Source organism: Caulobacter sp. CCNWLW153, from assembly GCF_036889365.1.
GTDB classification, from domain to species: Bacteria; Pseudomonadota; Alphaproteobacteria; order Caulobacterales; family Caulobacteraceae; genus Caulobacter; species Caulobacter radicis.
Map to the genome: position 1 here is coordinate 183,059 of NZ_JBAKFV010000011.1, position 26,154 is coordinate 209,212.

At 70.0% G+C, this 26,154-nt stretch carries 16 protein-coding genes and 1 pseudogene; 11 read left to right on the forward strand and 6 right to left on the reverse strand.

Annotated features, from left to right (window positions below; all coding sequences use genetic code 11):
- The first annotated feature begins 94 nt into the window (after positions 1–94).
- Positions 95–1,999: an ATP-binding protein gene (locus tag V6S85_RS17680; protein ID WP_116564013.1), complete on the forward strand. Its 1,905-nt coding sequence runs from the start codon at positions 95–97 to the stop codon at positions 1,997–1,999.
- Between the two features lie 101 nt (positions 2,000–2,100).
- Entirely contained in the window at positions 2,101–3,330 is a 1,230-nt protein-coding gene (locus V6S85_RS17685; protein ID WP_334349755.1) for a TetR/AcrR family transcriptional regulator, read from the forward strand.
- 187 nt (positions 3,331–3,517) lie between these two features.
- Here V6S85_RS17685 and V6S85_RS17690 read toward each other — a convergent pair whose 3' ends face one another.
- On the reverse strand, positions 3,518–4,546 hold the full coding sequence (locus V6S85_RS17690; protein WP_334349756.1) for an adenosine deaminase: 1,029 nt from the start codon (positions 4,544–4,546) through the stop codon (positions 3,518–3,520).
- 478 nt (positions 4,547–5,024) lie between these two features.
- On the opposite strand from V6S85_RS17690, the gene V6S85_RS17695 reads away from it, so the two are divergent.
- The 4 genes and pseudogenes from V6S85_RS17695 (at position 5,025) to V6S85_RS17710 (ending at position 10,110) form a co-directional block, all read left to right on the forward strand.
- Complete coding sequence (locus V6S85_RS17695) at positions 5,025–7,103, forward strand: 3-hydroxyacyl-CoA dehydrogenase NAD-binding domain-containing protein (RefSeq protein WP_334349757.1); 2,079 nt, start codon at positions 5,025–5,027, stop codon at positions 7,101–7,103.
- 166 nt (positions 7,104–7,269) lie between these two features.
- Entirely contained in the window at positions 7,270–8,820 is a 1,551-nt protein-coding gene (locus V6S85_RS17700) for a class I adenylate-forming enzyme family protein (RefSeq protein ID WP_334349758.1), read from the forward strand.
- A gap of 5 nt (positions 8,821–8,825) precedes the next feature.
- A pseudogene (locus tag V6S85_RS17705) lies at positions 8,826–8,969 on the forward strand (hypothetical protein); the annotation flags it as partial.
- Positions 8,970–9,129: 160 nt separating this feature from the next.
- Positions 9,130–10,110: a DegT/DnrJ/EryC1/StrS family aminotransferase gene (locus tag V6S85_RS17710; protein ID WP_334349759.1), complete on the forward strand. Its 981-nt coding sequence runs from the start codon at positions 9,130–9,132 to the stop codon at positions 10,108–10,110.
- Positions 10,111–10,269: 159 nt separating this feature from the next.
- On the opposite strand, the gene V6S85_RS17715 is transcribed toward V6S85_RS17710, so the two are convergent.
- A complete protein-coding gene (locus V6S85_RS17715; RefSeq protein WP_442885682.1) occupies positions 10,270–13,260 on the reverse strand; it encodes a TonB-dependent receptor domain-containing protein in 2,991 nt (996 codons plus the stop codon).
- Between the two features lie 58 nt (positions 13,261–13,318).
- Positions 13,319–13,576: a hypothetical protein gene (locus V6S85_RS26660; protein WP_442885683.1), complete on the reverse strand. Its 258-nt coding sequence runs from the start codon at positions 13,574–13,576 to the stop codon at positions 13,319–13,321.
- A gap of 243 nt (positions 13,577–13,819) precedes the next feature.
- On the opposite strand from V6S85_RS26660, the gene V6S85_RS17720 reads away from it, so the two are divergent.
- From V6S85_RS17720 to V6S85_RS17730, 3 genes are read left to right on the forward strand one after another with little or no spacing between them, the layout of a single operon-like run.
- Complete coding sequence (locus V6S85_RS17720; RefSeq protein WP_334349760.1) at positions 13,820–15,376, forward strand: TolC family protein; 1,557 nt, start codon at positions 13,820–13,822, stop codon at positions 15,374–15,376.
- A gap of 11 nt (positions 15,377–15,387) precedes the next feature.
- Complete coding sequence (locus V6S85_RS17725; RefSeq protein WP_334349761.1) at positions 15,388–16,452, forward strand: efflux RND transporter periplasmic adaptor subunit; 1,065 nt, start codon at positions 15,388–15,390, stop codon at positions 16,450–16,452.
- The gene (locus V6S85_RS17730) at positions 16,452–19,571 is read left to right on the forward strand and encodes an efflux RND transporter permease subunit (RefSeq protein WP_116564031.1); all 3,120 of its coding nucleotides are present in this window, start codon (positions 16,452–16,454) and stop codon (positions 19,569–19,571) included. Before V6S85_RS17725 ends, V6S85_RS17730 begins: the two co-directional genes overlap by 1 nt.
- Before the next feature lie 129 nt (positions 19,572–19,700).
- Here V6S85_RS17730 and V6S85_RS17735 read toward each other — a convergent pair whose 3' ends face one another.
- Positions 19,701–20,645: a winged helix-turn-helix transcriptional regulator gene (locus tag V6S85_RS17735; protein ID WP_334349762.1), complete on the reverse strand. Its 945-nt coding sequence runs from the start codon at positions 20,643–20,645 to the stop codon at positions 19,701–19,703.
- Between the two features lie 125 nt (positions 20,646–20,770).
- On the opposite strand from V6S85_RS17735, the gene V6S85_RS17740 reads away from it, so the two are divergent.
- Together V6S85_RS17740 and V6S85_RS17745 are read left to right on the forward strand one after the other, a co-directional pair.
- Positions 20,771–21,991: an acetyl-CoA acetyltransferase gene (locus tag V6S85_RS17740; RefSeq protein WP_334349763.1), complete on the forward strand. Its 1,221-nt coding sequence runs from the start codon at positions 20,771–20,773 to the stop codon at positions 21,989–21,991.
- 1 nt (position 21,992) lies between these two features.
- Entirely contained in the window at positions 21,993–22,772 is a 780-nt protein-coding gene (locus V6S85_RS17745; RefSeq protein WP_334349764.1) for a DUF1295 domain-containing protein, read from the forward strand.
- Positions 22,773–23,146: 374 nt separating this feature from the next.
- On the opposite strand, the gene V6S85_RS17750 is transcribed toward V6S85_RS17745, so the two are convergent.
- Together V6S85_RS17750 and V6S85_RS17755 are read right to left on the reverse strand one after the other, a co-directional pair.
- Complete coding sequence (locus V6S85_RS17750) at positions 23,147–24,598, reverse strand: carotenoid oxygenase family protein (RefSeq protein ID WP_116564039.1); 1,452 nt, start codon at positions 24,596–24,598, stop codon at positions 23,147–23,149.
- 472 nt (positions 24,599–25,070) lie between these two features.
- Complete coding sequence (locus tag V6S85_RS17755; RefSeq protein ID WP_334349765.1) at positions 25,071–26,150, reverse strand: L,D-transpeptidase family protein; 1,080 nt, start codon at positions 26,148–26,150, stop codon at positions 25,071–25,073.
- Positions 26,151–26,154 lie beyond the last annotated feature (4 nt).

Here is a 26,154-nt window from a genome sequence, read left to right on the forward strand (position 1 = left end):
ACGGTCGCCTTATTATCGCGGATCGAATAGGCGGTACGGCTAACGCAACCTTCACCTGATCCTGCGTTGATCGATTGAAGACGAGGGGAGCGCGATGGGCAAGCGTCCCGAGGGCGAGACGGCCTCGAACATCGACCGCGCCGCGGCCGACTGGTTTTTCCAGAACAGCCTCGACATGTTCGTCGTGCTGCAGGACCGCGCCATCGTGCGGGTCAATCCGGCCTGGAGCGCGATCGCCGGCTGGAGCCCCGACGAGACCCTGGGCCGCTCGATCCGCGACTTTCTGCACCTGCACGACACCGAGGTGCTGGAACAGGCCGGCCGGGTGCTGCGGGCCGAGGGCCAGGTTCAGTCCGAACACCGGCTGGCCCGCAAGGGCGGCGGCTGGCTTTGGGTGCGCTCGCGCTCGAAGATCCTGCCCGACGGCGCGCTGCTGATCGTCTTCCAGGACTTCTCCGAGGAGCGCCTGCGCCGCCTCCAGCGCCATCAGGCCGAGCGCGCCAACGAGATGCTGCGCAACGCCGCCGGCGTCTATGTCTGGCGCTTCGAGACCCGCAAGGGGATCTACTATTTCGAGCAGGACATCACGACCCTGGCCGCGCCGCTGGGCGACGCCCGCCAGATGACGGTGGCCGAGATGCTGAGCGCCATCCACCCCGACGACCGCCAGACCATGACCCGCGCCTTCCTGCACACCCAGGAGACGGGCGAGCACGCCCAGCTGGTCTACCGTCACGCCGATCCCTCCAGCGAGGGCTGGAACTGGATGCGCACCGACTGGCGCGGCGTGCGGGCCGGGGCGGGCGAGCTGTTCGACGTCATCGGCATCAGCCAGGACGTCACCGAGCTTCTGGTCGCCCGCGACGCGGCCGTTGCGGCGACGGCGGCCAAGTCGCAGTTCCTGGCCAATATGAGCCACGAGATCCGCACGCCGATGAACGGCGTGCTGGGCGTGCTCCACCTGCTCAAGCACGAGACGCTGTCGGCCGACGGCCGCCGCCTGCTGGCCGAGGCCCTGGGCTGCGGCGCCATGCTGTCGGAGCTGCTCAACGACATCATCGACTTCTCCAAGGTCGAGGCCGGCAAGCTGGAGCTCTCCTCCGAGGCCCTGGATCCGTCCGCCCTGCTGCGCAGCGTCGCCGACCTGCTGGAGCCCCAGGCCGAGGCCAAGGGCCTGGCCATCCGCGTCGAAGCCCCGCCGGCCGGCGAGGCCTGGACGGCCGCCGATCCGGTGCGCCTGCGCCAGGCGCTGTTCAACCTGATCGGCAACGCGGTGAAGTTCACCCTGGCCGGCCAGGTGACCGCCCGCCTGTCCGTCGCGCCGGTCGAAGAGGGCCTGCGCCTGCGCTTCGAGATCGAGGACACCGGGGTCGGCATTCCGCTCGACGCCCAGGCCTCCCTGTTCGAGCGCTTCAGCCAGGCCGACGGCTCGACCACCCGGCGGTTCGGCGGGGCCGGCCTTGGCCTCTCCATCACCCGCCGCCTGGCCCAGCTGATGGGCGGCGACATCGGCTTTTCCAGCACGCCGGACCAGGGCTCGACCTTCTGGCTGGAGCTTCTCGCTCCGGTCGCCCAGGCCCCGGCGGCGGCGGACGACGACGAGGACGACGCCCTGATGCTCGATGGGCTGGAGGTGCTGCTGGTCGAGGACAACGCGGTCAACCGCCTGATCGCCACCCGCATGCTCGAAGCCCTCGGCGCCCGCGTGGCCACGGCCGAGGACGGCCAGGCCGGCATCGTCGCGGCCGCCCGCGGCTATGATTTGATCTTCATGGACATCCAGATGCCGATCATGGACGGGGTCGAGGCCACGCGGGCCATCCGCGCCCTGCCCGGCCCTGCCGGCGCCGCGCCGATCGTGGCCATGACCGCCAACGCCCTGGCCCACCAGACCGCCGCCTACGCCGAGGCCGGGATGAACGGCTCGGTGGCCAAGCCTTTGTCGCCCGCCGCCCTGGTCCGCGCCGTGGTCGCCGCCCTGCCCGACCGCGTCCACTGAGCGACAAAGACTTGGGCGGGCCTTTCTGCGGCCCCTTTCCAGGCCTAGATTGGACGCTTGAGTCCAACGCCGGAAAGTCCGGCGTTGCAGGGGGCCAGACTATGGACGACGGCCACACCGTCACCGCGGCGACCGCGCGCTACGCGCAGAAGAAGGAAGCCATCCTGGCGGCCGCCACCGCCGTGCTCAATCGCCAGGGCGTCAAGGGCATGACCCTGGCCGACGTCGCCGCCAAGGTCGGGCTGATCACCACCAGCGTCACCTACTACTACCGCAAGAAGGACGACCTGGCCGCCGCCTGCTTCATCCGGGGCCTGGAACGCCTGGACGCGATGATCGACGAGGCCGCCGCCGAGCCCGACGCCGCCGGCCGCATCCGCAAGTTCCTGACCCTCTATCTCGACCTGTCGCGCCGGGTGCGCGCAGGGCAGGACGCGCCGCTGGCCAGCTTCACCGAGATCCGCGCGCTGAAGGAGCCGATGCGCGCCTCTGTGCAGGCAGCCTTCGCCGACATCTTCCGCCGGGTGCGCGGCTTCTTCGACGGCGAGGCCTTCGCCCACCTCGACAAGGCCGAGCGCAACGCCCGCGCCCACCTGCTGCTGGAACAGGTCTTCTGGACCGGCGCCTGGCTGCGCCGTTTCGACCTCGACGACTACGAGCGGGTGCGCGAGCGGATGTACGACATTCTCGTGGGCGGCATCGCCGGCGCCGGCCGCGACTGGACGCCGCCGACCCTGCCCGACCCGACGCCCGTTTCCGACGAAGGCCAGGAGTGGCGCGAAACCTTCCTGGTGGCCGCCACCCGCCTTATCAACCAGCGCGGCTATCGCGGCGCCTCGGTCGAGGACATCTCGGCGGCGCTGAACGTCACCAAGGGCTCGTTCTACCACCACCACGAGGACAAGGACGCCCTGGTGGTCGAGTGCTTCCAGCGCACCTTCGCGGTCACCCGCCGCGCCCAGCTGTCGGCGCTGGCCCTGCCGGCTGACGGCTGGACGGCGGTGTCGGCGGCGACGGCGGCCCTGGTCGAATACCAGCTGTCGGACCACGGCCCGCTGCTGCGCGCCTCGTCGATGGGCGCCCTGCCGATCGAGATCCGCCACGAGATGAGCGACGGCTATGCCCGCGGCTCAAACCGCTTCGCCGGCATGATCGCCGATGGCGTCGCCGACGGCTCGGTGCGCGCGGTCGACCCGCTGGTGGCCGCCCACATGATCAACTCGATGCTGAACGCCGCGGCCTCGCTACAGGCCTGGGCCCCGGGCGTGACGCGCGAAGACGCCGCCAGGCTCTTCGCCCGCCCCCTGCTGATGGGCCTGATGGCGCGGTAATTCTTGAACCCTCTCTCTTCGAGAGAGGGAGGGGCCCGCCGCGCAGCGGTGGGAGGGTGAGAGGTTTCACCGCTGGCCGGCGAACCCCAAACCCTGCCCAAGCCGAAGCTCGAACCACCGCGCCTCATTCGGAGAGAGTGTAACCTCTCACCCTCCCACGCCATTGGCGTGGGCCCCTCCCTCTCTCTCAGAGAGAGGGATTTGCAGCCACGTACGCATCCACCTGCGCCAGCCGCCGCGCCTTCTCCGCTTCCTCAAGGAACGAACCCGAGAAGCTATTGCGCGCCAGCACCACCAGGTCGTCCCGCGTCAGGTCCACGGCCTTGGCGGTCTCCAGGTAATTGTCCAGCAGGTAGCCGCCGAAATAGGCCGGGTCGTCGGAGTTCACCGTCGCCTTCAGGCCCAGGTCCAGCATCCTGCGCATCGGGTGCGCGGTCAGGTCCGGCACCACGCACAGCTTCAGGTTCGACAGCGGGCACACCGTCAGGGTCACGCCATCGGCCACCAAACGGGCGGTCAGGGCATCGTCCTCCAGGGCGCGATTGCCGTGGTCGATACGGTCGACGCCGACGAGGTCGATGGCTTCCCACACATATTCCGGCGGCCCCTCCTCGCCCGCGTGGGCGACGATCTTGAGGCCCAGGTCGCGGGCGGCCTTGAACACCCGGGCGAACTTGGCCGGCGGATGGCCGACCTCCGAGGAGTCCAGGCCCACGCCGGCGATCTTCGCAAGATGCGGCCTGGCCTGCTCCAGCGTCTCGAAGGCGCTTTCTTCGGAAAGGTGGCGCAGGAAGCAGAGGATCAGCTTGGAGGTCACGCCCAGGCGGCTTTCGGCTTCCGCCATGCCGTCCAGCAGGCCGTCGATCACCGTCTCGAAGGCGACGCCGCGCTCGGTGTGGGTCTGCGGGTCGAAGAAGATCTCGGCGTGAACCCCGCCATCGGCCGCAAGGCGCTCGAAATAGGCCAGCGCCAGGTCCTTGAAGTCGGCCCGCGTGATCAGCACGCCCGCGCCCTGGTAATAGATGTCCAGGAAGTCCTGCAGGTTCGAGAAGGCGTAGGCCGCGCGGATCTCCTCCACCGACTTGTACGGCAGGGTGATCCCGTTGCGTTCGGCCAGGGCGAACATCAGTTCCGGTTCGAGGCTGCCCTCGATGTGCATGTGCAGTTCGGCCTTGGGCAGGCCGCGGGCGAAGGCTTCGAGCGTGGTGTCGGTCATGCACTGTCCATCGGTCGGGCGAGCAGAGAGGTCAAGCCAAAGGGCCGTGAGCACCCAACGGGCCGTGAGCACAAGGCGGCGCGGGAGCCTGTCGCCCCCGCGCCGAGGTGCGCTTCACCTCTAAGTTTCGACGCGTCGTATGCACCGCGTCGCGCCCGCGCCTGAATCGGTCTTGGAATATCCCGCACGCCTGCAAGCGGCGGCGGGCGGCCGGTCCTGGTGCGAACTCCCTCCCCAGTCTGGTCGATTGTTCTTGGAAGACCGTAGGCTTACGCGCCGACGCGATGTCACGTCGGCCCGCGCCGGCAGGCGCCATCTCGACCGAAACTGAACCCTTAGAATGTCCAGTACGACGCTCGCGCCGTCAACCTGCGGCGCCCGAAAAAGCGGCGCCGCCCGCGCCCTCTGGACTCTCGCGCCCCGTCGTGCTGGCTTTAGTCAAACAAGCGTTCAAACGAACCGAAAAGGGTGGAACCGCATGGCCGCGATCAACGCCGTCACCGATCTGACCGTCGAAGGCGACATCGGCGTCGTCACGCTGAACTCTCCGCCGGTCAACGCCCTGTCGGCCCAGGTCCGCGAGGGCCTGAAGAACGCCTTCGAGGCGGCGATCGCCGATCCGGCCGTGCAGGCGATCGTGCTGATCTGCGAGGGCAAGACCTTCATCGCCGGCGCCGACATCAGCGAGTTCGGCAAGGCCATGACCGGCCCGTCCCTGCAGGACGTGCAGAACACCATCGAGAATTCGCCCAAGCCGGTGGTCGCCGCGATCCACGGCACCGCCCTGGGCGGCGGGCTGGAGGTGGCCCTGGTCGCCCACTACCGCGTCGCCGTGCCCTCGGCCAAGGCCGGCCTGCCCGAGGTGAACATCGGCTTGCTGCCCGGCGCCGGCGGCACCCAGCGCCTGCCGCGCATCGTCGGCGTCGAGAAGGCGCTGGAGATGGTCACCAGCGGCCAGCACGTGCCGGCCAAGGCCGCGCTCGCCATGGGCCTGTTCGACAGCCTGATCGAGGAAGGCGCCCTGCGCGACGGGGCCATCGCCTTCGCCCGCGTGGCGCTGGCCGAGGGCCGTCCCCTGAAGAAGGTCCGTGACCTGTCGGACAAGGTCGAGGCCGCCCGGGGCAAGCCCGAGATCTTCGCCGAGTTCAGGAAGGCCAACGCCCGCAAGTTCCGCGGCTTCCTGGCGCCCGAGAACAACATCAAGTGCATCGAGGCGGCGGTGAACCTGCCCTTCGACGAGGGCCTGAAGGAGGAACGCCGCCTCTTCATGGAGCTGATGACCGGCAGCCAGTCGGCCGCCCAGCGCTACGTGTTCTTCGCCGAGCGCCAGGCCGCCAAGATCCCCGACGTACCGGACGACACCCCCGCCATCCCCGTCAAGAAGGTCGGCGTCATCGGGGCCGGCACCATGGGCGGCGGCATCTCGATGAACTTCCTCAACGCCGGCATCCCGGTGACGATCATCGAGGCCAAGCAGGAGAACCTCGACCGCGGCGTCGGGATCATCCGCAAGAACTACGAGAACACCGCCAAGAAGGGCCGCCTGACCCAGGAGGACGTCGAAAAGCGCATGGGGCTGCTGACGCCCTCCATGCACCTGGAGGACCTGGCCGACTGCGACCTGATCATCGAGGCCGTGTTCGAGCTGATGGAGATCAAGAAGGAGGTCTTCACCAAGCTCGACGCCATCGCCAAGCCGGGCGCCATCCTGGCCTCCAACACCTCGTACCTCGACATCGACGCCATCGCCGCCGTCACCAGGCGCCCGGAAAGCGTCATCGGCCTGCACTTCTTCTCGCCGGCCAACGTCATGCGCCTGCTCGAGATCGTGCGCGGCGAGAAGACCGACAAGTCGGTGATCGCCACCTCGATGCAGATCGGCAAGAAGATCGGCAAAGTCGCCGTCCTGGTCGGCAACTGCTTCGGCTTCGTCGGCAACCGCATGCTGGCCCAGCGCCAGCGCGAGGCCCAGAAGCTGATCCTCGAGGGCGCCATGCCCTGGGACGTCGACCGCGTGCTCTACGAGTTCGGCCTGCCGATGGGCCCGTTCGCCATGAGCGACCTGGCCGGCCTCGACATCGGCTGGGACCCGGCCAAGACCTCCTCGTCCACGGTGCGCGAGGTGCTGTGCGAGATGGACCGCCGCGGCCAGAAGAACGGCAAGGGCTTCTACGACTACGACGAGAACCGCGTCGCCAAGCCCTCGCCCGAGGTCGAGAAGGTGATCCTCGACTTCGCCGAGAAGCGCCAGATCCAGCGCCGGCAGATCAGCGACCAGGAAATCCTCGAGCGCTGCCTCTACCCGATGGTCAACGAGGGCGCGAAGATCCTCGAGGAAGGCAAGGCCATCCGGGCGTCGGACATCGATATCGTCTGGATCAACGGCTACGGCTGGCCGGTCTATCGCGGCGGCCCGATGTTCTGGGGCGAGCTCGTCGGCCTCGACAAGGTGCTGGCCGGCATGAAGGCCTTCCAGGAAAAGCACGGCGATGACTTCAAGCCGTCGGCCCTGCTGGAGCGGCTGGTCGCCGACGGCAAGGGCTTCAAGGACGCGTGAACCCGCTCCTCCCCCGTGAAACGGGGGAGGTGGCGCGGCGCTATCAGCGCCGTGACGGAGGGGGCGACGGCCGGCACGGCGCCCAGTCTCGCCCCCTCCACCGCTTCGCGGTCCCTCTCCCCCGTTTCACGGGGGAGGAGATGATGTGCCGAGTAAGGAACAGCCCATGCCCACCATCCCCTCCATGATCGCCGCCGACTACGGCGTGATGGGCGACATCCTGCGCGAGCGGGCGCGCGAGACGCCCGACCATCCCGCCGTGATCATGGAGACCGGCGAGGCCGTCACCTACGCGCAGCTCGACGCCCTGGCCGACCGCGTCGCCGCCGCCCTGCAGCGCGACGGCGTGTCGCCTGGCGAGGCGGTCGCCGTCTGCGCCCTGTCGTCCATTCCCTATGCGGCCGTGTTCCTGGGCGGCCTGCGCGCGGGCGTCGCCGTCGCCCCCCTGGCGCCCTCCTCCACGCCCGAAGCCATCGCCGGCATGGTCGCCGACTGCGGCGCGAAGCTGTTCTTCGTCGACGCCGGGGTGGCGCAGACGCAGTCGCCCGCCCCGATCGCGACGCGCACGATCGCCCTGGACGGTTCGGCCGCCGGCGAGGCCTTCGAAGCCTGGCTGGCTCCGGAAGGCGCCACGCCGGCGCCGGTCGAGATCGGCCCCGGGCATCCGTTCAACATCATCTATTCCAGCGGCACCACCGGCGCGCCCAAGGGCATCGTCCAGTCGCACGGCATGCGCTGGAAGCACGTCTTCCGCGGCGACGCCGTCGGCTATGGCCCTGACGCGGTCACCCTGCTGTCGACCCCGCTCTATTCCAACACCACCCTGGTCTGCTTCTTCCCCACCCTCGCGGGCGGCGGGACCGTCGTGCTGATGAGGAAGTTCGACGCCGGCCGCTTCCTGGAGCTGGCGCAGGCCCAACGCATGACCCACGCCATGCTGGTGCCGGTGCAGTACCGCCGGCTGATGGCCCATCCGGACTTCGACGCCTTCGACCTGTCGTCCACGCGGCTGAAGTTCTGCACCAGCGCGCCCTTCGCCGCCGAACTGAAGGCGGAGGTGCTGCGTCGCTGGCCGGGCGGTCTCGTCGAATACTTCGGCATGACCGAGGGCGGCGGCACCTGCATCCTCATGGCCCACGAGCATCCCGACAAGCTGCACACGGTGGGCCAGCCCGCCCCGGGCCACGACATCCGCCTGATCGACGAGGACGGCGTCCAGGTCGGCGCCGGCGTCGTGGGCGAGATCGTCGGCCGCTCGGCCGGCATGATGAACGGCTATCACGGCCAGCCCGGCAAGACCGCCGAGGCGACCTGGACCAGCCCCGAGGGCCTGTCCTTCATCCGCACCGGCGACGTCGGCCGCTTCGACGCCGAAGGGTTCCTGACGCTGATGGACCGCAAGAAGGACATGATCATCAGCGGCGGCTTCAACATCTATCCCAGCGACCTGGAGGCCGTGATCGCCGCGCATCCCGACGTGCTGGAAGCCGCGGTTGTCGGCGTGCCGTCCGACGCCTGGGGCGAGACGCCGGTGGCCTTCGTGACCCTGAAGCCCGGCGCGACCGCCGACGCGCAAACCGTCCGCGCCTTCGCCAACGAGCGCCTGGGCAAGACCCAGCGCCTGGCCGACCTGGTGCTGGTCGACGCCCTGCCCCGCAGTCACATCGGCAAGGTGCTCAAGCGCGAACTGCGGGACGGGTGGATGGCGAAGGGATAGCTCGCCACACCCCCAACGCCCGTCATTCCCGCCCTTGTGGCGGGAAACCCTCTATCAGCCGCAAGGGCGGGAGGGGCGGACCGCCAGCGGTCCGCTGGCGCTTCACTTGCGAGTGGAACCAGAGGTTCCCGCCACAAGGGCGGGAATGACGGGCGGATAGGAAAGCGGATCACCGAAAACCCGGAAAAACCGCAATCTCCGCCGCGACCGCGCGCCGCATCTGGACAGGCCGAGTCACTCGATACGTTCAGTTAACCATAAAGGCGCTGTCGGGGTTGTCGGCGCCGGTTCGTTGCGGAAGCGTCTCGCATGTCCAGCCTTTCAGCCGCCGTCCTGGCGTCGCAGCCGAAGTCCGCCCACGCCTCTCCGGCGCCGCTTGATTTCGACGCGTTTGGCAAAGCGTTCGGCGGCCCGGCCTGCGACCACCTGAACGGCCGGCTGGCCCAGCGCTTCTCCCGAACCACCGCCGTGCGCGCCTGCGCCGACCGCGCCGCCGCCACCGCCGACCTGCTGGCCGCCCAGGGCGCGCGCGCCGGCGGCGTCTGCATCGTCTCGGCCCTGGCCGGCCGCGAAACCCTCGAAGGCGTCGCCGCCGCCGGCCTGACGCCGTGGCTGGTCGACGTCGACCCGTTCACCTGGATGGTCGACACCGCCCACCTGCGCGAGCGCCTGAGCGAAGCCCCCTGCCCGCTGGAAGCCATCGTCACCACCTGCGCCTTCGGCCGCGCGCCCGACCTCCTGGCCCTGGCCGCCTTCCAGGCCGAGACCGGCCTGCCGATCGTGGTCGACGCCGCCTTCGGCTTCGACGTGATCATGGACGCGCCCGTGCCCGTCGTCGTCGGCCTGCCCGGCGGACAGGGCGTGTTCGTCGCCGCCGAGGACGCCGAACTGATCGGCCGCCTCGCCGCCCCCGTCTTCGAGGGCGACGAAGGCCTCGACGGCTGGACCCTCAAGCGCCAGCAGCTGGCCACCAACGCCCAGCGCCTGCGGATGCTGCTGCTCGGCTCGCCCGTCGCCTTCCAGCCGGGCTGGGGCCTGTCGTGGGTGTCGAGCGCCTGCGTCGTCAGCGTCGCCGAGGGCTGCGCCCCTGCCGTCGCCGCCCTGCTGGCCGTCGAGGGCCGCTTCGTCACCTGCGTCGGCGTGCGCGACCCCGAGATCCAGGCCGACCGCGTGCCGGTCGTCGACCATCTGGCCGGCAAGATGCTGGGCCTGCCCTTCGCCGCCGACCTCGACATCGCCGACCTCGACGACCTGGCCGAAGCCGTGCGGCGGGCCGTGGCGCAGGTCTGAGCCCCCCCCGTGAAACGGGGGAGGTGGCGCGCTGCGGATACGCAGCGTGACGGAGGGGGCGACAGCTTCCGCCGCGCCCAGCCTCGCCCCCCTCCACCACTTCGTGGTCCCCCTCCCCCGCAAGCGGGGGAGGAGCTGCGACAACAGAAAGGCCGAAGCCTAGAACTTCTTGCGCAGGCTGAACTTGTAGGTCCGGCCCAGCGGATCGCCGGTGAAGGGGTCGTAGCCCAGGTCGAGCCGGGCGTAGGACGGGTCCTGGTCGAAGAGGTTGGTGATCGCCACCGTCGCCGTCGTCTCGCGCGGCAGCTGCACGCGCCAGGCCAGGTCGGTCAGCACCTGGGCGTCGATGGTCTTGCCGCTGGCCACCGTCACCGCCGCGCCGGTCGTGTCCTTGTAGGCCCCGGTCGCGAACGGCGCGACGCGCTGGTCGTCGTACTTGCCGATGTAGTGCACCGTCAGGCGCAGGTTGTGGATCCCGCGGCTCCACTCGGCGAACGCTTGGCCCTTCCATTCGGGAATCGGAACGACGGTGGTCTGGTAGTTCAGGAGGCCCACCGCGTCGAAGGCCTTCTCGACCACCACGCCCTCGACGCTGGTCGCCCCCACCTCGTATTTCTGCACCCAGGTCGCCGTGCCGCCGATGGCGAGGTCGCCGCCCAGCACGCCGGCGAAGCTGTAGTCGGCCGAGAAATCGAAGCCCGAGTTCTCCACCGGCGCGCCGTTGATATAGAAGGTCTTCAGCCGGGCGATATTGGCCGGCGAGCCGCACGCCCCGTTGAAGGTGAAGCGCGCCACCAGGGCCGCATAGGCCGGATCGGCGCAGTTGTTGGCCCCCGACACCCCGTTCGGATAGATCGCGTTGGTGATCCCGGCCACCGGCTCGGCCACGATCGGGTTTTTGAAGTCGAACCGGAAGTAGTCGATGCTGGCCTTGAAGCTGCCGGCCTTGAACAGCAGGCCGACATTGTAGGTGTTGGCCTTCTCGGGCTTCAGGTTCGGATTGCTGAAGATATCGACCGCCCGGAAGACCCCGAGAATGCCCTGCAGCGAGGTCACCGAGGTCGTGGTCGTCAGCGGATCGGGCGGCCCGCGGAAGGTCGAGCCGGCCGAGGCTCGCACCGCCATCCAGGACGTGGCCTGCCAGCGGACCGAGGCCTTGGGGTTGAAGGTCGAGCCCACCGCGCCGCCATAGTCCTCGTAGCGCGCCGCCAGCTGGGCCTGCACCGTCTGCGTGATCGGCAGGCTGAGCTCGCCGAAGGCGGCCACGACGTCGCTCTGGTTGTCGGACGGCGTGCCGACGCCCAGGAACATGAACGGCCCGTTCCGCGCCGAGCCCGTACAGGTGGTCACCCCGAAGTCCGGCGTGTTGACGCACGGATTGATCAGGGCGTTGGAGATGTCGTTGTAGGTCGCCGTGAAGTAGCTGCGGCGATACTGCATCCCGGCCGCCCAGGCGATGTCGCCGCCCGGCAGGGTGATCGTCGTCTTGCCGTTCAGCACCGCCTCGGCGACGAACAGTCGCGAGGTCTGCTTGGTCGACAGCTTCTGGAAGAACCAGCTGGTCAGCTCCTTGCTGTTGGCCAGGGCCTGGACATAGCCGGGATTGGCCACGCCGGTGATGGCGTTGCTGGGCAGGGCGCTGGCGAACGGGTTGAAATACATGCAGCCGCCGACGCCGGGCGTGCCCTGGATGCCGGGTGTCGAAGGACTGCTGTCGCAGTTGGGGCCGCCCAGCCCGCGCAGCGCCAGGGCGTAGCGGTTGACCAGGGTGTCGTAGCCGGTGCGGATGCCCACCTCCTGCGAGTAGGTCACCGCCGCCTCCCAGCCGATGCCGTTGCCGAACTCGCCCTTCAGGTCGGCCGAGACGCGATAGGCGTCGAACGAGCGCGAGCCTATCGACGGGCCGTAGCCGAAGGCCGGGTTGCCGCCGATGCCGAACGGCCGGTTGGCGACGTTCAGCGCGCCGCTGGCGAAGATCGCGCCGGGGACGGTGGTCTGGGCCCCCGTGCCCAGGTTGGTCAGCATCACCGTCGGATTGGCGGCCATGAAGGCGATCAGGCCCGGATTGGTCGCCGGCACGAAATAGCGCCCGGCCAGTTGCGGGATCGGGGCCACCTCGGCCGTGGGCACGGCCAGCGCCGCGTAGGACGGCGAGGTGTTCCAGTCGGGCACGTCGGTATGGGCGTACAGCGCCTCGACGTGGAACTTCGTGGTCTCCGAAAGCCGGGCGTTGATCTCGCCGTAGACCTGAACGGCGTTGGACTTTTCCACCAGGTTGTCGAACGGCGTGTAGTGCCAGTAGCAGACCGGCGTCAGGCCGCTGAAGCCGGGATAGCCGCCCAGCCCCGCGCAGGCCGGATCGCGCAGGCCGCTGGTGGTGTTGGCCACGGGAATGAAGCTCGAAGGGCTGCCTGCCGCCGACCATCCCGCCTCGGGATTGGACAGGTAGGGCTGGTTGGCCCAGTCGCGCTCGGCGACGCTGAGCTTGGAGCGGTGCTGCCAGCCGATGCTGATCAGCATGTCGCCGTTGTCCCACGGCTTGCCGTAGGTCAGGTTCAGGCCGTAGTCGCCGTCCGAGCCGTCGATGGCCCGGTAGTCGGCCCCGACCTCCAGCCCGTCGACGTTCTTCTTGGTGATGAAGTTGACCACCCCGGCGATGGCGTCGGAGCCATAGGTCGCCGCCGCGCCGTCCTTCAGCACCTCCAGCCGGCCGATGGCGGCGGCGGGAATGATGTTGGTGTCGACGATGCCGGCCCCGGCCGAGGCCAGCGGGTTGATCGCCAGCCGCCGGCCGTTCAGCAGCACCAGGGTGCGCTGCGAGCCCAGGCCCCGCAGGTTCACCGAGCCTGAGCCCTCCGAGCCCTGGGCCCGGCTGTCGAACTGGTTGGTGTCGCCCAGCACGCCGCTCGACACCGACAGCGACTTGATCAGCTCCACCGTCGAGGGCGAGCCGCGCTTCTGCAGTTCCTCGGCCCCGATCACGTCGACCGGCAGGGCCGCGTCCTCGGGCGTGCCGCGGATGAAGGAGCCGGTGACCACCACCTCCTCGACCTGCGTGGATTCCTGGGCCCGCGCCGCCCCCGCCGTCGCGGCGAGCGCCGCCGCCAACGCGCAGGCCGAGCCCGCGCGCAGATAGGTCTTCCTGGTCATTTCCCTCTCCCGGTCTGTCTCTTCTTTTTCGGAGCGCTTGGGCGAGGACGGATCTCTCTCAGGTCTCGGCGAAATCCTCCGCGCGCGACGACGACGCACGGCCGCCCGCCGCGCCATGGTCACGCTTTTCGAAATTTGAAGATGCGAACTTGGATGCCGACAACCTTGGGATCCCCCTCTCGCCGGATACTTTGTACGCAAAGCTTTTTAACTGCTCGAAACCGCCGCGAACCGCATCGCCAGCGAGAGTCGAACGAATGTTTCGATGATTGGGTATGTTTTTTCGAAACGTCAACCGCTCGTAGTTGGGCGGCAACGAAAGCCGCCTGCCGGCCGCTTCGAAAAATCGTCGCGTTCGGCTGCCAGCCTGCTGACAGATTCGGGTGGTCGCCGTGCGAACAGAGGTGCGACCGTCCTACGTAGTGACCGCAACCATGGGAAAATCCGTCCGCGTCTTGGCGAGACGGGCTTTTTTCTTGTGAATAGTCGCCCTAACTGAGCGAACGACGGTCCAGTTCGTCCGTTTAGGGGCGGTCGTCCGGAAGTGGGGTAGTTCTTGATGAGTTTCGACGCGACCGCCGATCGCCGACGTCCGGCCGCGCGCCTGATCGCCCAGGTCGGCCTTGCGGCGGGCGTCAGCCTGGCCGCCCTGGCCCTGACCGGCTGCAACGCCACCGCGCCCCGCACGCCCGACACCCGCCTGCCCGCCGCCTTCGAGGCCCCGGCCGGAACGCCCCTGCCCGCCGCCGCCCTCGACCAGTGGTGGACGCAGTTCGACGATCCGCAGCTGAACGGCCTGATCGCCACGGCGCTGGAAAAGAGCCCCGACGCCCGCAGCGCCGCGGCCGTGCTGGAAGAAGCCCGCGCGGTGCGCAAGGGCCAGATCCGCCAGCTGTTCATCCCCTCGGGCCAGATCAAGGGCGCGGCCAGCCGCCAGCACACCGAGATCCTCGACCAGAGCGGCCAGGGCTTCACCCTCGGCGGCGACACCGACAACTACAGCGCGGGCTTCGACGTCTCGTGGGAGCTCGACTACCTGGGCCGCCGCAAGGCCGGCCTGCAGGTGGTCAACAACGACCTGGCAGCCGCCCGCTTCGCCTACGAGGGCGCCCGCGCGGCCCTGGCCGCCAACGTCGCCCAGTCCTATTTCGAGGCCAAGGGCCTGGCCGTCCAGCTGGAGGACGCCCGACAGAGCGCCCGCATCAGCCAGGGCCTGCTCGACCTCGCCGCCGAAAAGGCCCGGCGGGGTCTGTCGGCGGGCTCTGAAGCCGACAGCGCCGCGGCCACCCTGGCCCAGTCCCAGGCTCAGGCCGCCGACCTCGAGGGCCAGTTGCAGGCCGCCCGCCGCAGCCTGCTGATCCTGGTCGGGCGCGGGATCGACCCGCTGGCCAGCCTCGACGTCGACGCCGCCCTGGCCGAGCCCCCGGCGATCCCGGCCGCGGTGCCGGGCGAGCTTCTGGCCCGCCGCCCCGACGTGCGCGAGGCCCAGGCCCGCCTCGCCTCGGCCGCCGGCAATCTCAAGGTCAACCAGAAGGCCCTGTTCCCGACCTTCACCCTGGCGCCCGGCCTCGGCTGGGCCAAGAGCGTCTCGCCCGCCTTCAACTTCGGCCAGGGCGGCGCCGGCGGCGGCACGGTCTCGACCACCACCGGCACCTGGACGCTGGGCGGCAACGTCTCGGTCCCGCTGCTCAACATCCCCCAGCTGCTGGCCGAGATCGACGCTCAGGACGCCCGCACCGAACAGGCCGCCGTCGCCTACGAAAAGGCGGTGCAGACCGCCTATGGCGAGGCCGAGAACGCCATGGCCCAGTTGGCCTCGGACCAGCGCCGAGTCACCCTGCTGAAGGCCGGCGAGGCCCGCGCCGCCAACGCCTACGCCGCCAGCCGCAAGGGCTACGCCGCCGGCCTCACCGACCAGACGACCAACCTGCAGAACGAGCAGAACTGGCGCAGCGCCCGCACCGCCCTGACCGGCGCCCAGACCCAGGCCCTGCTGCGCGCGGTGCAGACCTACAAGGCGCTCGGCGGCGGCTGGTCTCCGGACACGCCCGCGCCCCTGCCTCCACGGGCCGCAAGCCAGCCCGCCGACACGTCTTCCGAACGCGCCTCGCGATGAGAACCCAGACCATGACGATGACTACCGCCCGCGCGCTCGCCCTGCTGACCGCGTCCGCCCTGGCCCTGACCGCCTGCGGCAAGAAGGACGACGACAAGGCCGCCCCGACCAGCCAGGCCCGCGCCGTCAGCGTCGGCCAGGTCGAGACCCGCCCGCTGGGCGGCGGCATCGAGGCCTCCGGCGTGCTGCTGGCCCGCGACGAGGCCGTGGTCGGCTCTGAGCTGTCCGGCTATCGCGTCGCTCGCATCTATGCCGACGAGGGCGACTATGTCCGCGCCGGCCAGCCGCTGGTGCAGCTGGACGCTACCCTGCTGCGCGCCCAGATCGACCAGCAGGCCGCCGTCGCCGCCCAGGCCCAGGCCGAGGCCGCCCGCGTCTCCGGCCTCGACGGCCAGGGCGTGCTCAGCCAGGAGCAGATCGAAAGCCGCCGCTACACCGCCAAGGCGCAGGCCGCCTCGCTGAACGAGCTGAAGACCCGCCAGAGCCGCATGACCATCGTCGCCCCCGTCGGCGGCCGGGTCATCGAGCGCGGCGTCAAGCCGGGCGAGATTTCCGGCGGCGGCACGACGCCGTGGTTCCGCATCGTCCGCGACGGCCTGGTCGAGCTGGAAGCCGACGTCAACGAGCAGGACCTGGCGGGCCTGGCGGTCGGCCAGCCGGCCACCGTCACCCTGCCCGGCGGCCAGCAGGTCGCCGGCGCCATCCGCCTGGTCAGCCCGCGCGTCAACGCCGACACCCGCCTGGGCAAGGTCCGCATCCGCCTGCCGGTGCGCGAGGACCTGCGGGCCGGGGGCTTCGGCAAGGCGACCTTCGGCGCCTCGGGCCAGGCGGTCACGGCGGTTCCCGAAACCGCCATCCGCTACGACGCCTCGGGCCTGTCGGTGGTGACCGTCGACGCCAACAACCGCGCCAAGCAGGTTGCGGTGCGCACCGGCCGCCGCGGCGGCGGCTGGGTCGAGCTGGTCCAGGGCCCCGCCGCCGGCACGCGCGTCATTATCGGCTCGGCCGCCTTCGCCGGCGACGGCGACCTGGTGAAGCCCCAGCCCGTCACGGCCGCCCAGAAGGCCGCGAACTGATGTCCGAGCTTCGCATCTCAGCCTGGTCGATCCGGAACCCGATCCCCGTCGCGGTCCTGTTCATCGCCCTGATCATCGCCGGCGTCGCGGCCTACCTGTCGTTGCCGGTCAAGCAGTTCCCGAACGTCACCTTCCCGGCCGTGACCGTCTCGGTCACCCAGAGCGGCGCGGCCCCCGGCGAGCTGGAGACCCAGGTCACCCGCCCGATCGAGGACGCCGTCTCGGGCATCTCCAACATCAAGACCATCCGCTCGTCGGTGACGCAGGGCGCCTCGACCACCACCATCGAGTTCGAGCTCGGCGAGGACCTGCAGAAGGTCACCGACGAGGTCCGCTCAAAGGTCGACCAGGCCCGCGCCAGCCTGCCCAAGGAGATCGACGAGCCGATCGTCCAGCGCCTGGAAATCGACAGCGCCCCGATCATCACCTACGCCGTCTCGGCCCCGGCGATGAGCACGGCGGAGCTGTCGTGGTTCGTCGACGACACCGTCACCCGCGCCCTGCAGGGCGAGAAGGGCGTGGCCCAGGTGGCGCGCGTCGGCGGCGCCGAGCGCGAGATCAACGTCATCATCGACCCGGCCCGCATGGCCGCCTTCGGCGTCACCGCGCCGCAGCTGAACCAGGCCCTGGCCAATTTCAGCCTCGACGCCCCCGGCGGCCGGGCCACGGTCGGCGGCCGCGAACAGACCCTGCGGGTGCTGGGCGCGGCCAACACGCTCGACCAGCTCAAGCAGATCACCATCCCGGTCGGCTCGCGCTACGTGAAGCTCACCGACGTGGCCGACGTCGGCCAGGGCGCCGGCGAGGAGCGCGGCTTCGCCCGTCTCGACGGCAAGCCCGTGGTGGCCTTCCAGGTCATGAAGACCCGCGAGTCCAGCGACGTGCAGGTCGAGGATCGCGTGAAGGCGGCCGTGCTCGCCCTCGAGGCCAGGAGCAAGGGCGTCAGCTTCACCAAGATCTACTCCACCGTCGACGAGACCCGCGCCAGCTTCAAGGCCACCGAGCACACCCTGCTGGAAGGCATGCTGCTGGCCTCGCTGGTGGTGTTCCTGTTCCTGCGCGAGTGGCGCGCCACCCTGATCACCGCCATCGCCATGCCGGTGTCGCTGATCCCGACCTTCGCCTTCATGGCCATGGTCGGCTTCTCGCTGAACGTCGTCACCCTGCTGGCCCTGACCCTGGTCATCGGCATCCTGGTCGACGACGCCATCGTCGAGATCGAGAACATCGAGAAACGGGTCTCCAAGGGCGAGCGGCCCTACCAGGCGGCGATGGAGGGGGCCGACGCCATCGGCCTGGCGGTCGTGGCCACCACCTTCACCATCGTCGCGGTGTTCGTGCCGGTGTCCTACATGCCCGGCATCCCCGGCCAGTTCTTCAAGGAGTTCGGCCTGACCGTCGCGGTCTCGGTGCTGTTCTCGCTGGTCGTGGCCCGCCTGCTGACCCCGCTGCTGGCCGCCTACTTCCTCAAGCCGTCGAAGGACCCGCATCCGCGCAAGCCGTTCGAGGGCCTCTACCGCAAGAGCCTCGACTGGGCGCTGGACCACCGGATCATCAGCTTCATCCTCGGCGGCGTGCTGACCGTCGGCTCGCTGGTCGGCGCCGGCTTCCTGGCGTCGATCGGCGTGCTGCCCGTCGGCTTCCAGCCGGCCGGCAACGCCAACTACTACTACATCAAGCTGCAAGGCCCGCCCGGCGCGACCGTCACCGACATGGACCGCACCGTCCAGGCCGTGACCAGGATGTTCAAGGCCCGCCCCGAGACCGAGCACGTCTTCGTCCAGGTCGGCTCCAACATCGCCAGCGGCTTCGGCGGCCAGAGCGGCGCCGACGTCCGCGACGGCACCGTCACGGTCGTGCTCAAGGGCGACCGCAAGCTGACCGTCACGCAGATCAAGCAGGAGATCCGCGCCGGCCTGCGCGACATTCCCGACGCCCGCGTCAACCTGCAGAGCGACTGGGGCGCGGCCGACATCCAGAACATCATCACCTCCGACGACGGCGCCGCCCTCGACAAGGCCGCCCTCGACATCGAGCGTGAGATGCGGTCGCTGAAGACCGTCGCCGACCCGCGCCCGTCCTCGCCGCCCAGCGGTCCGGAGATCGTCATCCGGCCGCGCGCCGACGAAGCCGCGCGCCTGGGCGTCTCGGTGGCCGACATCGCCGCCATCGCCCGCGTGGCCACGGTCGGCGACATCGACGCCAACGTCGCCAAGATGACCCAGGGCGAACGCCGCATCCCGATCCGCATCCGCCTGCCCGACGGCGCGCGCTCGGACCTGGCGGCGATCGGCGCCCTGCAGGTGCCCACCGCCAGCGGCGGCGCCACCCGTCTCGACAGCGTCGCCGACATCGACTTCCAGGCGGGTCCCGCCAAGATCGACCGCTTCGGCCGCAAGCGGCAGCTGACCATCGAGGCCGACCTCAACGGCGAGGCCCAGCTGGGCCAGGCCCTGGAGGAGATCGGCAAGCTGGAGACGATGAAGAACCTGCCCGCGGGCGTCACCCCGGCCTCGGCCGGCGACCAGGAGGCCTTCACCGAGCTGTTCAGCGGCTTCGCGGTCGCCATCCTCTCGGCCATCGGCCTGGTGTTCGGCGTGCTCGTCCTGCTGTTCCGCAGCTTCTTCAAGCCGATCACCATCATCTCGGCCCTGCCCCTGGCGATCAGCGGCGCGCTGGTGGCGCTGGTGGTCTGCCGCCAGCCGCTGTCGATGCCGTCACTGATCGGCTTCCTGATGCTGATGGGCCTGGCGGCCAAGAACTCGATCCTGCTGGTCGAGTACGCCATCGAGCAGGAGCGCGCCGGCATGACCCAGCGCGAGGCCCTGATCGACGCCTGCCACGAACGGGCCCGCCCGATCGTCATGACCACCCTGGCGATGATGGCCGGCATGCTGCCCACCGCCCTGGGTCTTGGCCAGGGCTCGGAGTTCCGCCAGCCCATGGCCGTGGCCGTGATCGGCGGCCTGATCACCTCGACCCTGCTGTCGCTGGTGCTGGTGCCGGTGGTCTACGAGGTCATCGACGACTTCGAGCGCTGGATCACGCCGAAGCTCTCGCGCCTGACCACGCCGCGGGAAGCCCCGGGTGCGACGACCTCGCCGGTGGACCGGCTGTAGAGGCAAGCTCCTCCCCCGCTCGCGGGGGAGGGGGACCGCGAAGCGGCGGAGGGGGCGAGACTGGGCTCGGCGCTTCGTCCCTCGCCCCCTCCGTCACGGCGCTGATAGCGCCGCGCCACCTCCCCCGTTTCACAGGGGAGGAGCAGACTCCAGCACCGTCGTCTCCGGCCCGACCACCCCGCCGCAGGCCGCGCACGTCACCACCGCCTCAAGCCGTTGCCCGCACGGCCCATGGGTCAGGACCTCCGGCGGCCCTTCCGGCCCCGCCAGCCAGCGGTCGCCCCACGCCATCAGCGTCACCAGCAGCGGAAACAGCTCGCGCCCCTCGTCGGTCAGCCGGTATTCCCAGCGCTCGGGCCGCTCCTGGTAGCGCACGCGGTCCAGCACCCCCAGGGCCGTCAGCCGCGCCAGGCGGTCGGACAGGATGTTGCTCGCCGCGCCCAGCTCGGCCTGCAGGTCGGCGAACCGGCGCAGGCCGTAGAACGCCGCCGCCACCAGGTGCGAGGTCCAGCGGTCGCCCAGCACGGCGATGGCCCGCTCGGCCACCGGCGGGACGCCGCCCTCCCCTTCCACGATCGAGCGCCGCTGGGCGCGCGGGCCCGGCGCGGGGTCGAGACCCGCCCCCGGCCCCGGGGCCACGGTCGTGTTGCGCGCGGTCACCGCCTCGCCGCAGGCCTTGCAGGTCAGCTCCGCCACCAGTTCGCAGCCGCAGGTGCGGTGCATGACGCGATGGGCCGGGTCACTGGGCGCCTCACCGCGCTTCTGGTCCCAGCGCAGGATCATCAGGGCGGCGGCGAACAGGTCCAGCCCCTTGGCGGTCAGGTGATAGCCGCGCCGGACGGGCCGCTCCTGATAGGGCCGCCGCTCCAGGATCCCCGCGCCCTCCAGCCGGCCCAGCCGGTCGGTCAGCAACGAGCGCGCCATGCCGGTATGGGCCACGAACCCGTCGAACCGGCTGACGCCCCGGAACGCCGCGTACAGCGCCAGCAGCGTCCAGCGGTCGCCGATGACGTTCAGCGCCCGCGCCGCCGAGCTGGCGCGCACCGAGCGGAAACTGTGGTTTTCGGGCGACATCTTCCCCTTGGTGCGAGCGTTCGCGGCCGCCTGTCAATCTTGGCCGATTGCCTCGCCGACAAGTAGCTTTTATAACGAGACTAACAAAAGCGGGGACGGGTAATCTCGCCGGCGCGGAGGCAGCCATGGTCTACATCCTGGGGGGATGGCAGAGCGACTTCTCCGCGAACTGGTCGCGCCAGGGCTGGGGCCTGGCCGACGCGTTCGGCGAGGCGGTGGCGCAGGGACTTGCGGCCACCGACCTCGCCCCTTCCGACATCGAGACCGGCCATGTCGGCAATTTCGCCGGCGAACTGTTCGCGGGCCAGGGCCTGCTGGGCGGCTTCTTCGGCCTCGTCCACCCCGACCTCGACGGCCTGCCGACCATGCGCCACGAGGCCGCCTGCGCTTCGGGCAGCTGCGCCGTCCTGGCCGCCGCCGCCGAGATCGAGGCCGGCCGCTACGGCCTTTCCTGCGTCGTCGGCATCGAGCAGATGCGCAACGTCCCCGGCCAGCAGGCCGCCGCCAACCTGGGCGCGGCCGCCTGGACCGGCCACGAGTTCCAGGACGCCCGCTTCCTGTGGCCCGCCGCCTTCTCGGATCTGGCCGAGGTGTACGACCAGCGTTTCGGCCTGCGTTACGAGCACCTGATGGCGATCTCGGCGCAGAACTTCGCCAACGGCCGCCGCAACCCCAACGCCCAGACCCGCGACTGGCGCTTTCCGCCAGAGGCCTTCACCGCCGACGACGTCGCCAACCCGGTGGTCGAGGGCCGCACCCGCAAGCAGGACTGCGGCCAGGTCACGGATGGAACCGCGGTGCTCTTCCTGGCCTCGCCCGAGCGCGCCCGATCCTACGCCGACGCCCGCGGGATTCCGCTGGACAGCCTGCCCCGCATCAAGGGCTGGGGCCACCGTTCGGCCCCGATCCCGCTCGACCGCAAGCTGGCCGCCAGCCGTGAAGGCGGTCACGTCTTCCCGCAGGTGCGCCGCGCCGTCGAGGACGCCCGCGCCCGGGCCGGGATCGCCCACCTGTCGGACATCCACGCCGTCGAGACCCACGACTGCTTCGCCATCACCCAGTACATGGCCATCGACCATCTGGGCCTGACCGCGCCGGGCGAGGCCTGGAAGGCGATCGAGGCCGGGGACACCGCCATCGACGGCAGGCTGCCGATCAATCCCTCCGGCGGCCTGATCGGCGCGGGCCACCCGGTCGGCGCCACGGGCGTGCGCATGGCGCTCGACGCCTTCAAGCAGACGACCGGAACGGCCGGCGACTACCAGGTCGATGGCGCCCGCACCGTCCAGACCCTCAATATCGGCGGCTCGACCACCACCACGGTCAGCCTGGTGATCGGAACCTGACATGCTGCAACTCCTGCTGGTCGACGCCGCCGTCTCGGCCGCCGCCTTCCTGGCGCTGTGGCTGATCTCGCTGAAGATCCGCGACGTCAGCTTCATCGACGCCTGGTGGGGGCTGGGCATGGCGCTGATCGCCTGGACCGCCTTCCTGCAAGGCCCGCCAACGCCGCGCGGCATGCTGCTGACGGCGATCTGCACCGTCTGGGCCGCGCGCCTGGGCGGCTACCTCTTGTGGCGCTGGCGCAAGCACGGCGCCGACCGCCGCTACGTCGCCATGCTGGCCCACGCCGAGAAGGAGCGCGGCTGGAGCTTCGCCAAGACCTCGCTGCTGCTGGTCTTTTCCCTGCAATACGTCATGCAGTTCGTCGTCGCCCTGCCGGTGCAGCTGGGCCAGGCGCCCGGCCCGCTCGGGCCGCTGGCCTTCGCCGGCGCGACCCTCGCCGTGGTCGGCATCGCGTTCGAGACCGTCGGCGACGCCCAGCTCGTCGCCTTCAAGGCCGATCCCGCCAACGCCGGCAAGGTGATGGACAGAGGCCTGTGGCGCTATACCCGCCACCCCAACTATTTCGGCGACGCCTGCACCTGGTGGGGCCTCTTCCTGATCGCCGCCGAGGCCCTGCCCTGGGGCCCGGCCTCTATCCCCGGCCCGATCCTGCTGACCTTCACCCTGATCCGCTGGAGCGGCGTGCCCACCACCGAAGGCCGCCTGAAGAAGACCCGGCCCGACTACGCGGCCTATGTGGCGCGGACGTCAGGGTTCGTGCCTTGGTTTCCGCGAGCGTGAACCTTCTCCCATAGGGAGAAGGAGGGCCCACGCCGCAGGCGTGGGAGGATGAGGGGTTACACCGCCAGCCGGCCTATCAAATCAGCCCGTCATTCCCGCCCCTTGTGGCGGGAAACCCTGGTTCCGCTCGCACGTGAGACGCAAGCGGACTGCCCGGCAGTCCGCCCCACTGCCCTTGCGGCTGACAGAGGGGTTCCCGCCAGCCGCCCTATCAAATCAGCCTGTCATTCCCGCCCTTGTGGCGGGAAACCCTGGTTCCGCTCGCACGTGAGACGCAAGCGGACTGCCCGGCAGTCCGCCCCACTTCCCTGCGGCTGACAGAGGGGTTCCCGCCACAAGGGCGGGAATGACGGGAGGTTGGGGTTTGCGAGCGCCTAGCCTCGAAGCTCCCCCCGCCCCGCCCAGACGCTGTGCGTCCCGCTGCTGATCTTGTGCGGCAGGGCCACGCGGCACGCCGCCTCCATCGTCCGCGCATCGACGATCAGGCACTCCGAGGTTCCGGTGTTCTCGTCGATGATGAAGCTGACCAGCCAGCCGTCGTCCTCGTCGATCGCCCCCGGACGCGCCGCGAACGGGGCCTCGCTGGCGTAGCGGCCCTCGGGCAGCTTCAGGCTCCGGCTCTCGCCGGTGACGAGGTCGTGCTTGACGAAGCCGTCGAACAGGAACCAGCCGGGCCTCGCCGTCGTCGACCAGGCATAGCGATAGGGCTTGCCCGCCCAGGCCTGGTTGAACATGCCGAACTCCAGCACCCGGTCGTCCAGCCGTTGCTCGACCGTCTCGCCCGTCGCCAGGTTGAACCGCCAGCGATGGAGCTTGGGCCGGAAGCTGTGCTCGTCCAGATAGGCCATCAGGTGGGCGTACTGCTCCGGCGCATCAGCCAGGGGCCGGGGTGTCGGGTTCTCCTGGAAGTAGCCGTCGACCACCACCTCGTCGCCCTCCTCATAGGCGTTGAGGAAGTGCAGCACGTAGGTCGGCGCGGCCTCGAACCACCGCGGCTGCCCGCCCTTGCGCGGCACCAGGGCAAAGCGCGACGGCAGGCCCTTGTGCAGGCGCACCGCGTGGATGTCGCGCTCCAGCAGCCCTGCGTCCCAGAACACCGGCAGGTCGTTGAGGATCGCCCAGTTCTGGCTGAACGCCATGTCGTGCGGCAGGCGCGGCCCCGGCAGCGGCACGGGCTGATAGAGGATCCGCCGGCCCGAGGCGTCGACGACGCCGAAATGCATGTAGGGCGCGTGCTTGGAATAGTTGAAGAACAGGAGCTCGCCGGTCGCCGGATCGACCTTGGCGTGGGCCGAGACCCCGTCGAGCGGCGCCCATGGGGCCGGCCCCAGCGTCTCCAGCGTCAGCGGATCCAGCCGATAGGCCTCGCCGCACTGGTAGAAGGTGGCGACCGCCTCGCCGGCATGGACGACGATGTCGGTGCTGGCGGTGTCCTTCAGGGCCCCGTGCGCGCCGAAGCCCGGCCGCAGCGACACGCCCGGCCCGTCGGCCAGCCCGCCCCACAGGCTCTGCCCCGCCTCCTGCTCGGCCTCGAAGCCGCGGGTGCGGATGAACCTGTTGCGATACCGCGCCGTCCCGCCCTGGAACTCGATCTGGTGGACCATGCCGTCGCCGTCGAACGGATGGTAGCGCCCCAGGGGCTCATGCGCCGGGTTCTCGGTGTTGCGCAGATAGACCCCGTCCAGCTCGGGCGGGATGGCGCCTTCCAGCACCACCAGGTCCTCGGCGTCGAGCTCCTCGTGCTGCGGCGTCCAGGCGCCGGTCATGTAGGGATGGTCGGTGACCCCAAGCGAGGTCCTCACCGACGGTTGGCGCGCGATCTTCATGCCGTCCTCCCCAGGCTGGCGGGGGAAGCCTAGACCATCAGTCTCGTTATGCAAGCATCTTCGACGAACGTCGATTGCTGCATCGCACCCAAAAGAAAGGCCCGCGAGCCGGAGCGCGCGGGCCATTTCCTCGAAAGTCCCGAAACCGGGACGACCGCAGCCGAATTACAGGGCGGCGCGGTTCTTGTAGGCCGAAACGGCCAGAGCGATCAGGCTCAGCATGGAAGATCCAGTCATCTTGCGTCGCCGGGACCAGATTGCCCCGACGCCGGGGATATAAGATGACAACGTTGTCAGATCAAGGCCGATTGCTGCGACGCAACAACGCATGACAGGCAAAGAACCTCCCCCTGCGGGGGAGGCGGCCGAAGGCCGGTGGGGGGCCGTTTTCAGCTTTCGATGGGCCGGCCAGTTTTCCACTTACTCCCCCCACCGATCGCTTCGCGATCACCTCCCCCACAGGGGGAGGTTCCTAGGAACTCCTCGCCTCCTCGCCCATGAACACCACCTTGGCCCCCTTCTCGACCGCCTTGCCCAGCTGGGCGGCGTCCCAGTTGGTCAGGCGCACGCAGCCGTGCGAGGCGCGCTTGTTGACCAGCTTGGGGTCGGGCGTGCCGTGGATGCCGTAGGTGTCCTTGGTCAGGTCGATCCAGGTGCCGCCGACCGGATTGTTGGGACCCGCCTTGATGGTCAGCTTGCCCTTGGGCTTGCCAAAGGTCAGGCGCGAGGGATCGTAGGTATAGGTCGGGCGCGGCGCGACCGTGTTGACCGCCAGCTCGCCGCTCGGGGCCGGGCGCTCGGTGCTGCCCACCGTGGCCGGATACACCGCCTGCAGCACATCCTGGTCGTCGAAGGCCCGCACCTGGCCGATGGTCTTGTCGATCTCGATCCGCGTCACCCGCGCCGGCAGTTCGGCCGGGCCCAGGGCCGCGACGGCGATCCGGGTTCCGGCCTTGGTGAAGTCGGCTCCGGGGTTCAGCGCCTGCAGCAGCGCCTCGTCCATGTGGAAGCGCTCGGCCAGGGCCTCCAGCGGGCTCGTGTAGGACAGCGCCGGCAGCTTCGCCATCGCCTCGTAGTCGTCCTTGGGGATCGCCTTGACGAACGGACCCTTCACGTCTTCGGCCGTGATCACGTAGTCGGTCAGCACCGGCCCGCCGTCGGCCTCGATCAGCGCCTTCCACAGGTCCGCCGTCACCTGGCCGTCGACGGTCAGGCCCCGCGCCTGCTGGAAGGCCTCGATGGCCAGCCTAAGGTTCGTGCCCGTCACGCCGTCGATCGATCCCGGCGAGAACCGGGCCCGGTCGAGCAGCACCTGCACCCGAACCAGCGACGGCGCGATCATCGACGGATCGGCCGGCGGGGCGTCCTGCGGACCGGCCGCCTCGACCGCCTGGGCCAGGGGCGAGCGGCCATTGGCGGCCGGAGCGGCCTTCTGCTGCGGCGCGGCGGCGGCCGGCGGCGGCGCCTCGGCCTTGTCCTCGCCCTTCGAGCAGGCGGCCGCGGCCAGGGCGCATCCGGCCATCAGGGCCGCGAGACGGAAGGTCGAAGGCATCGCA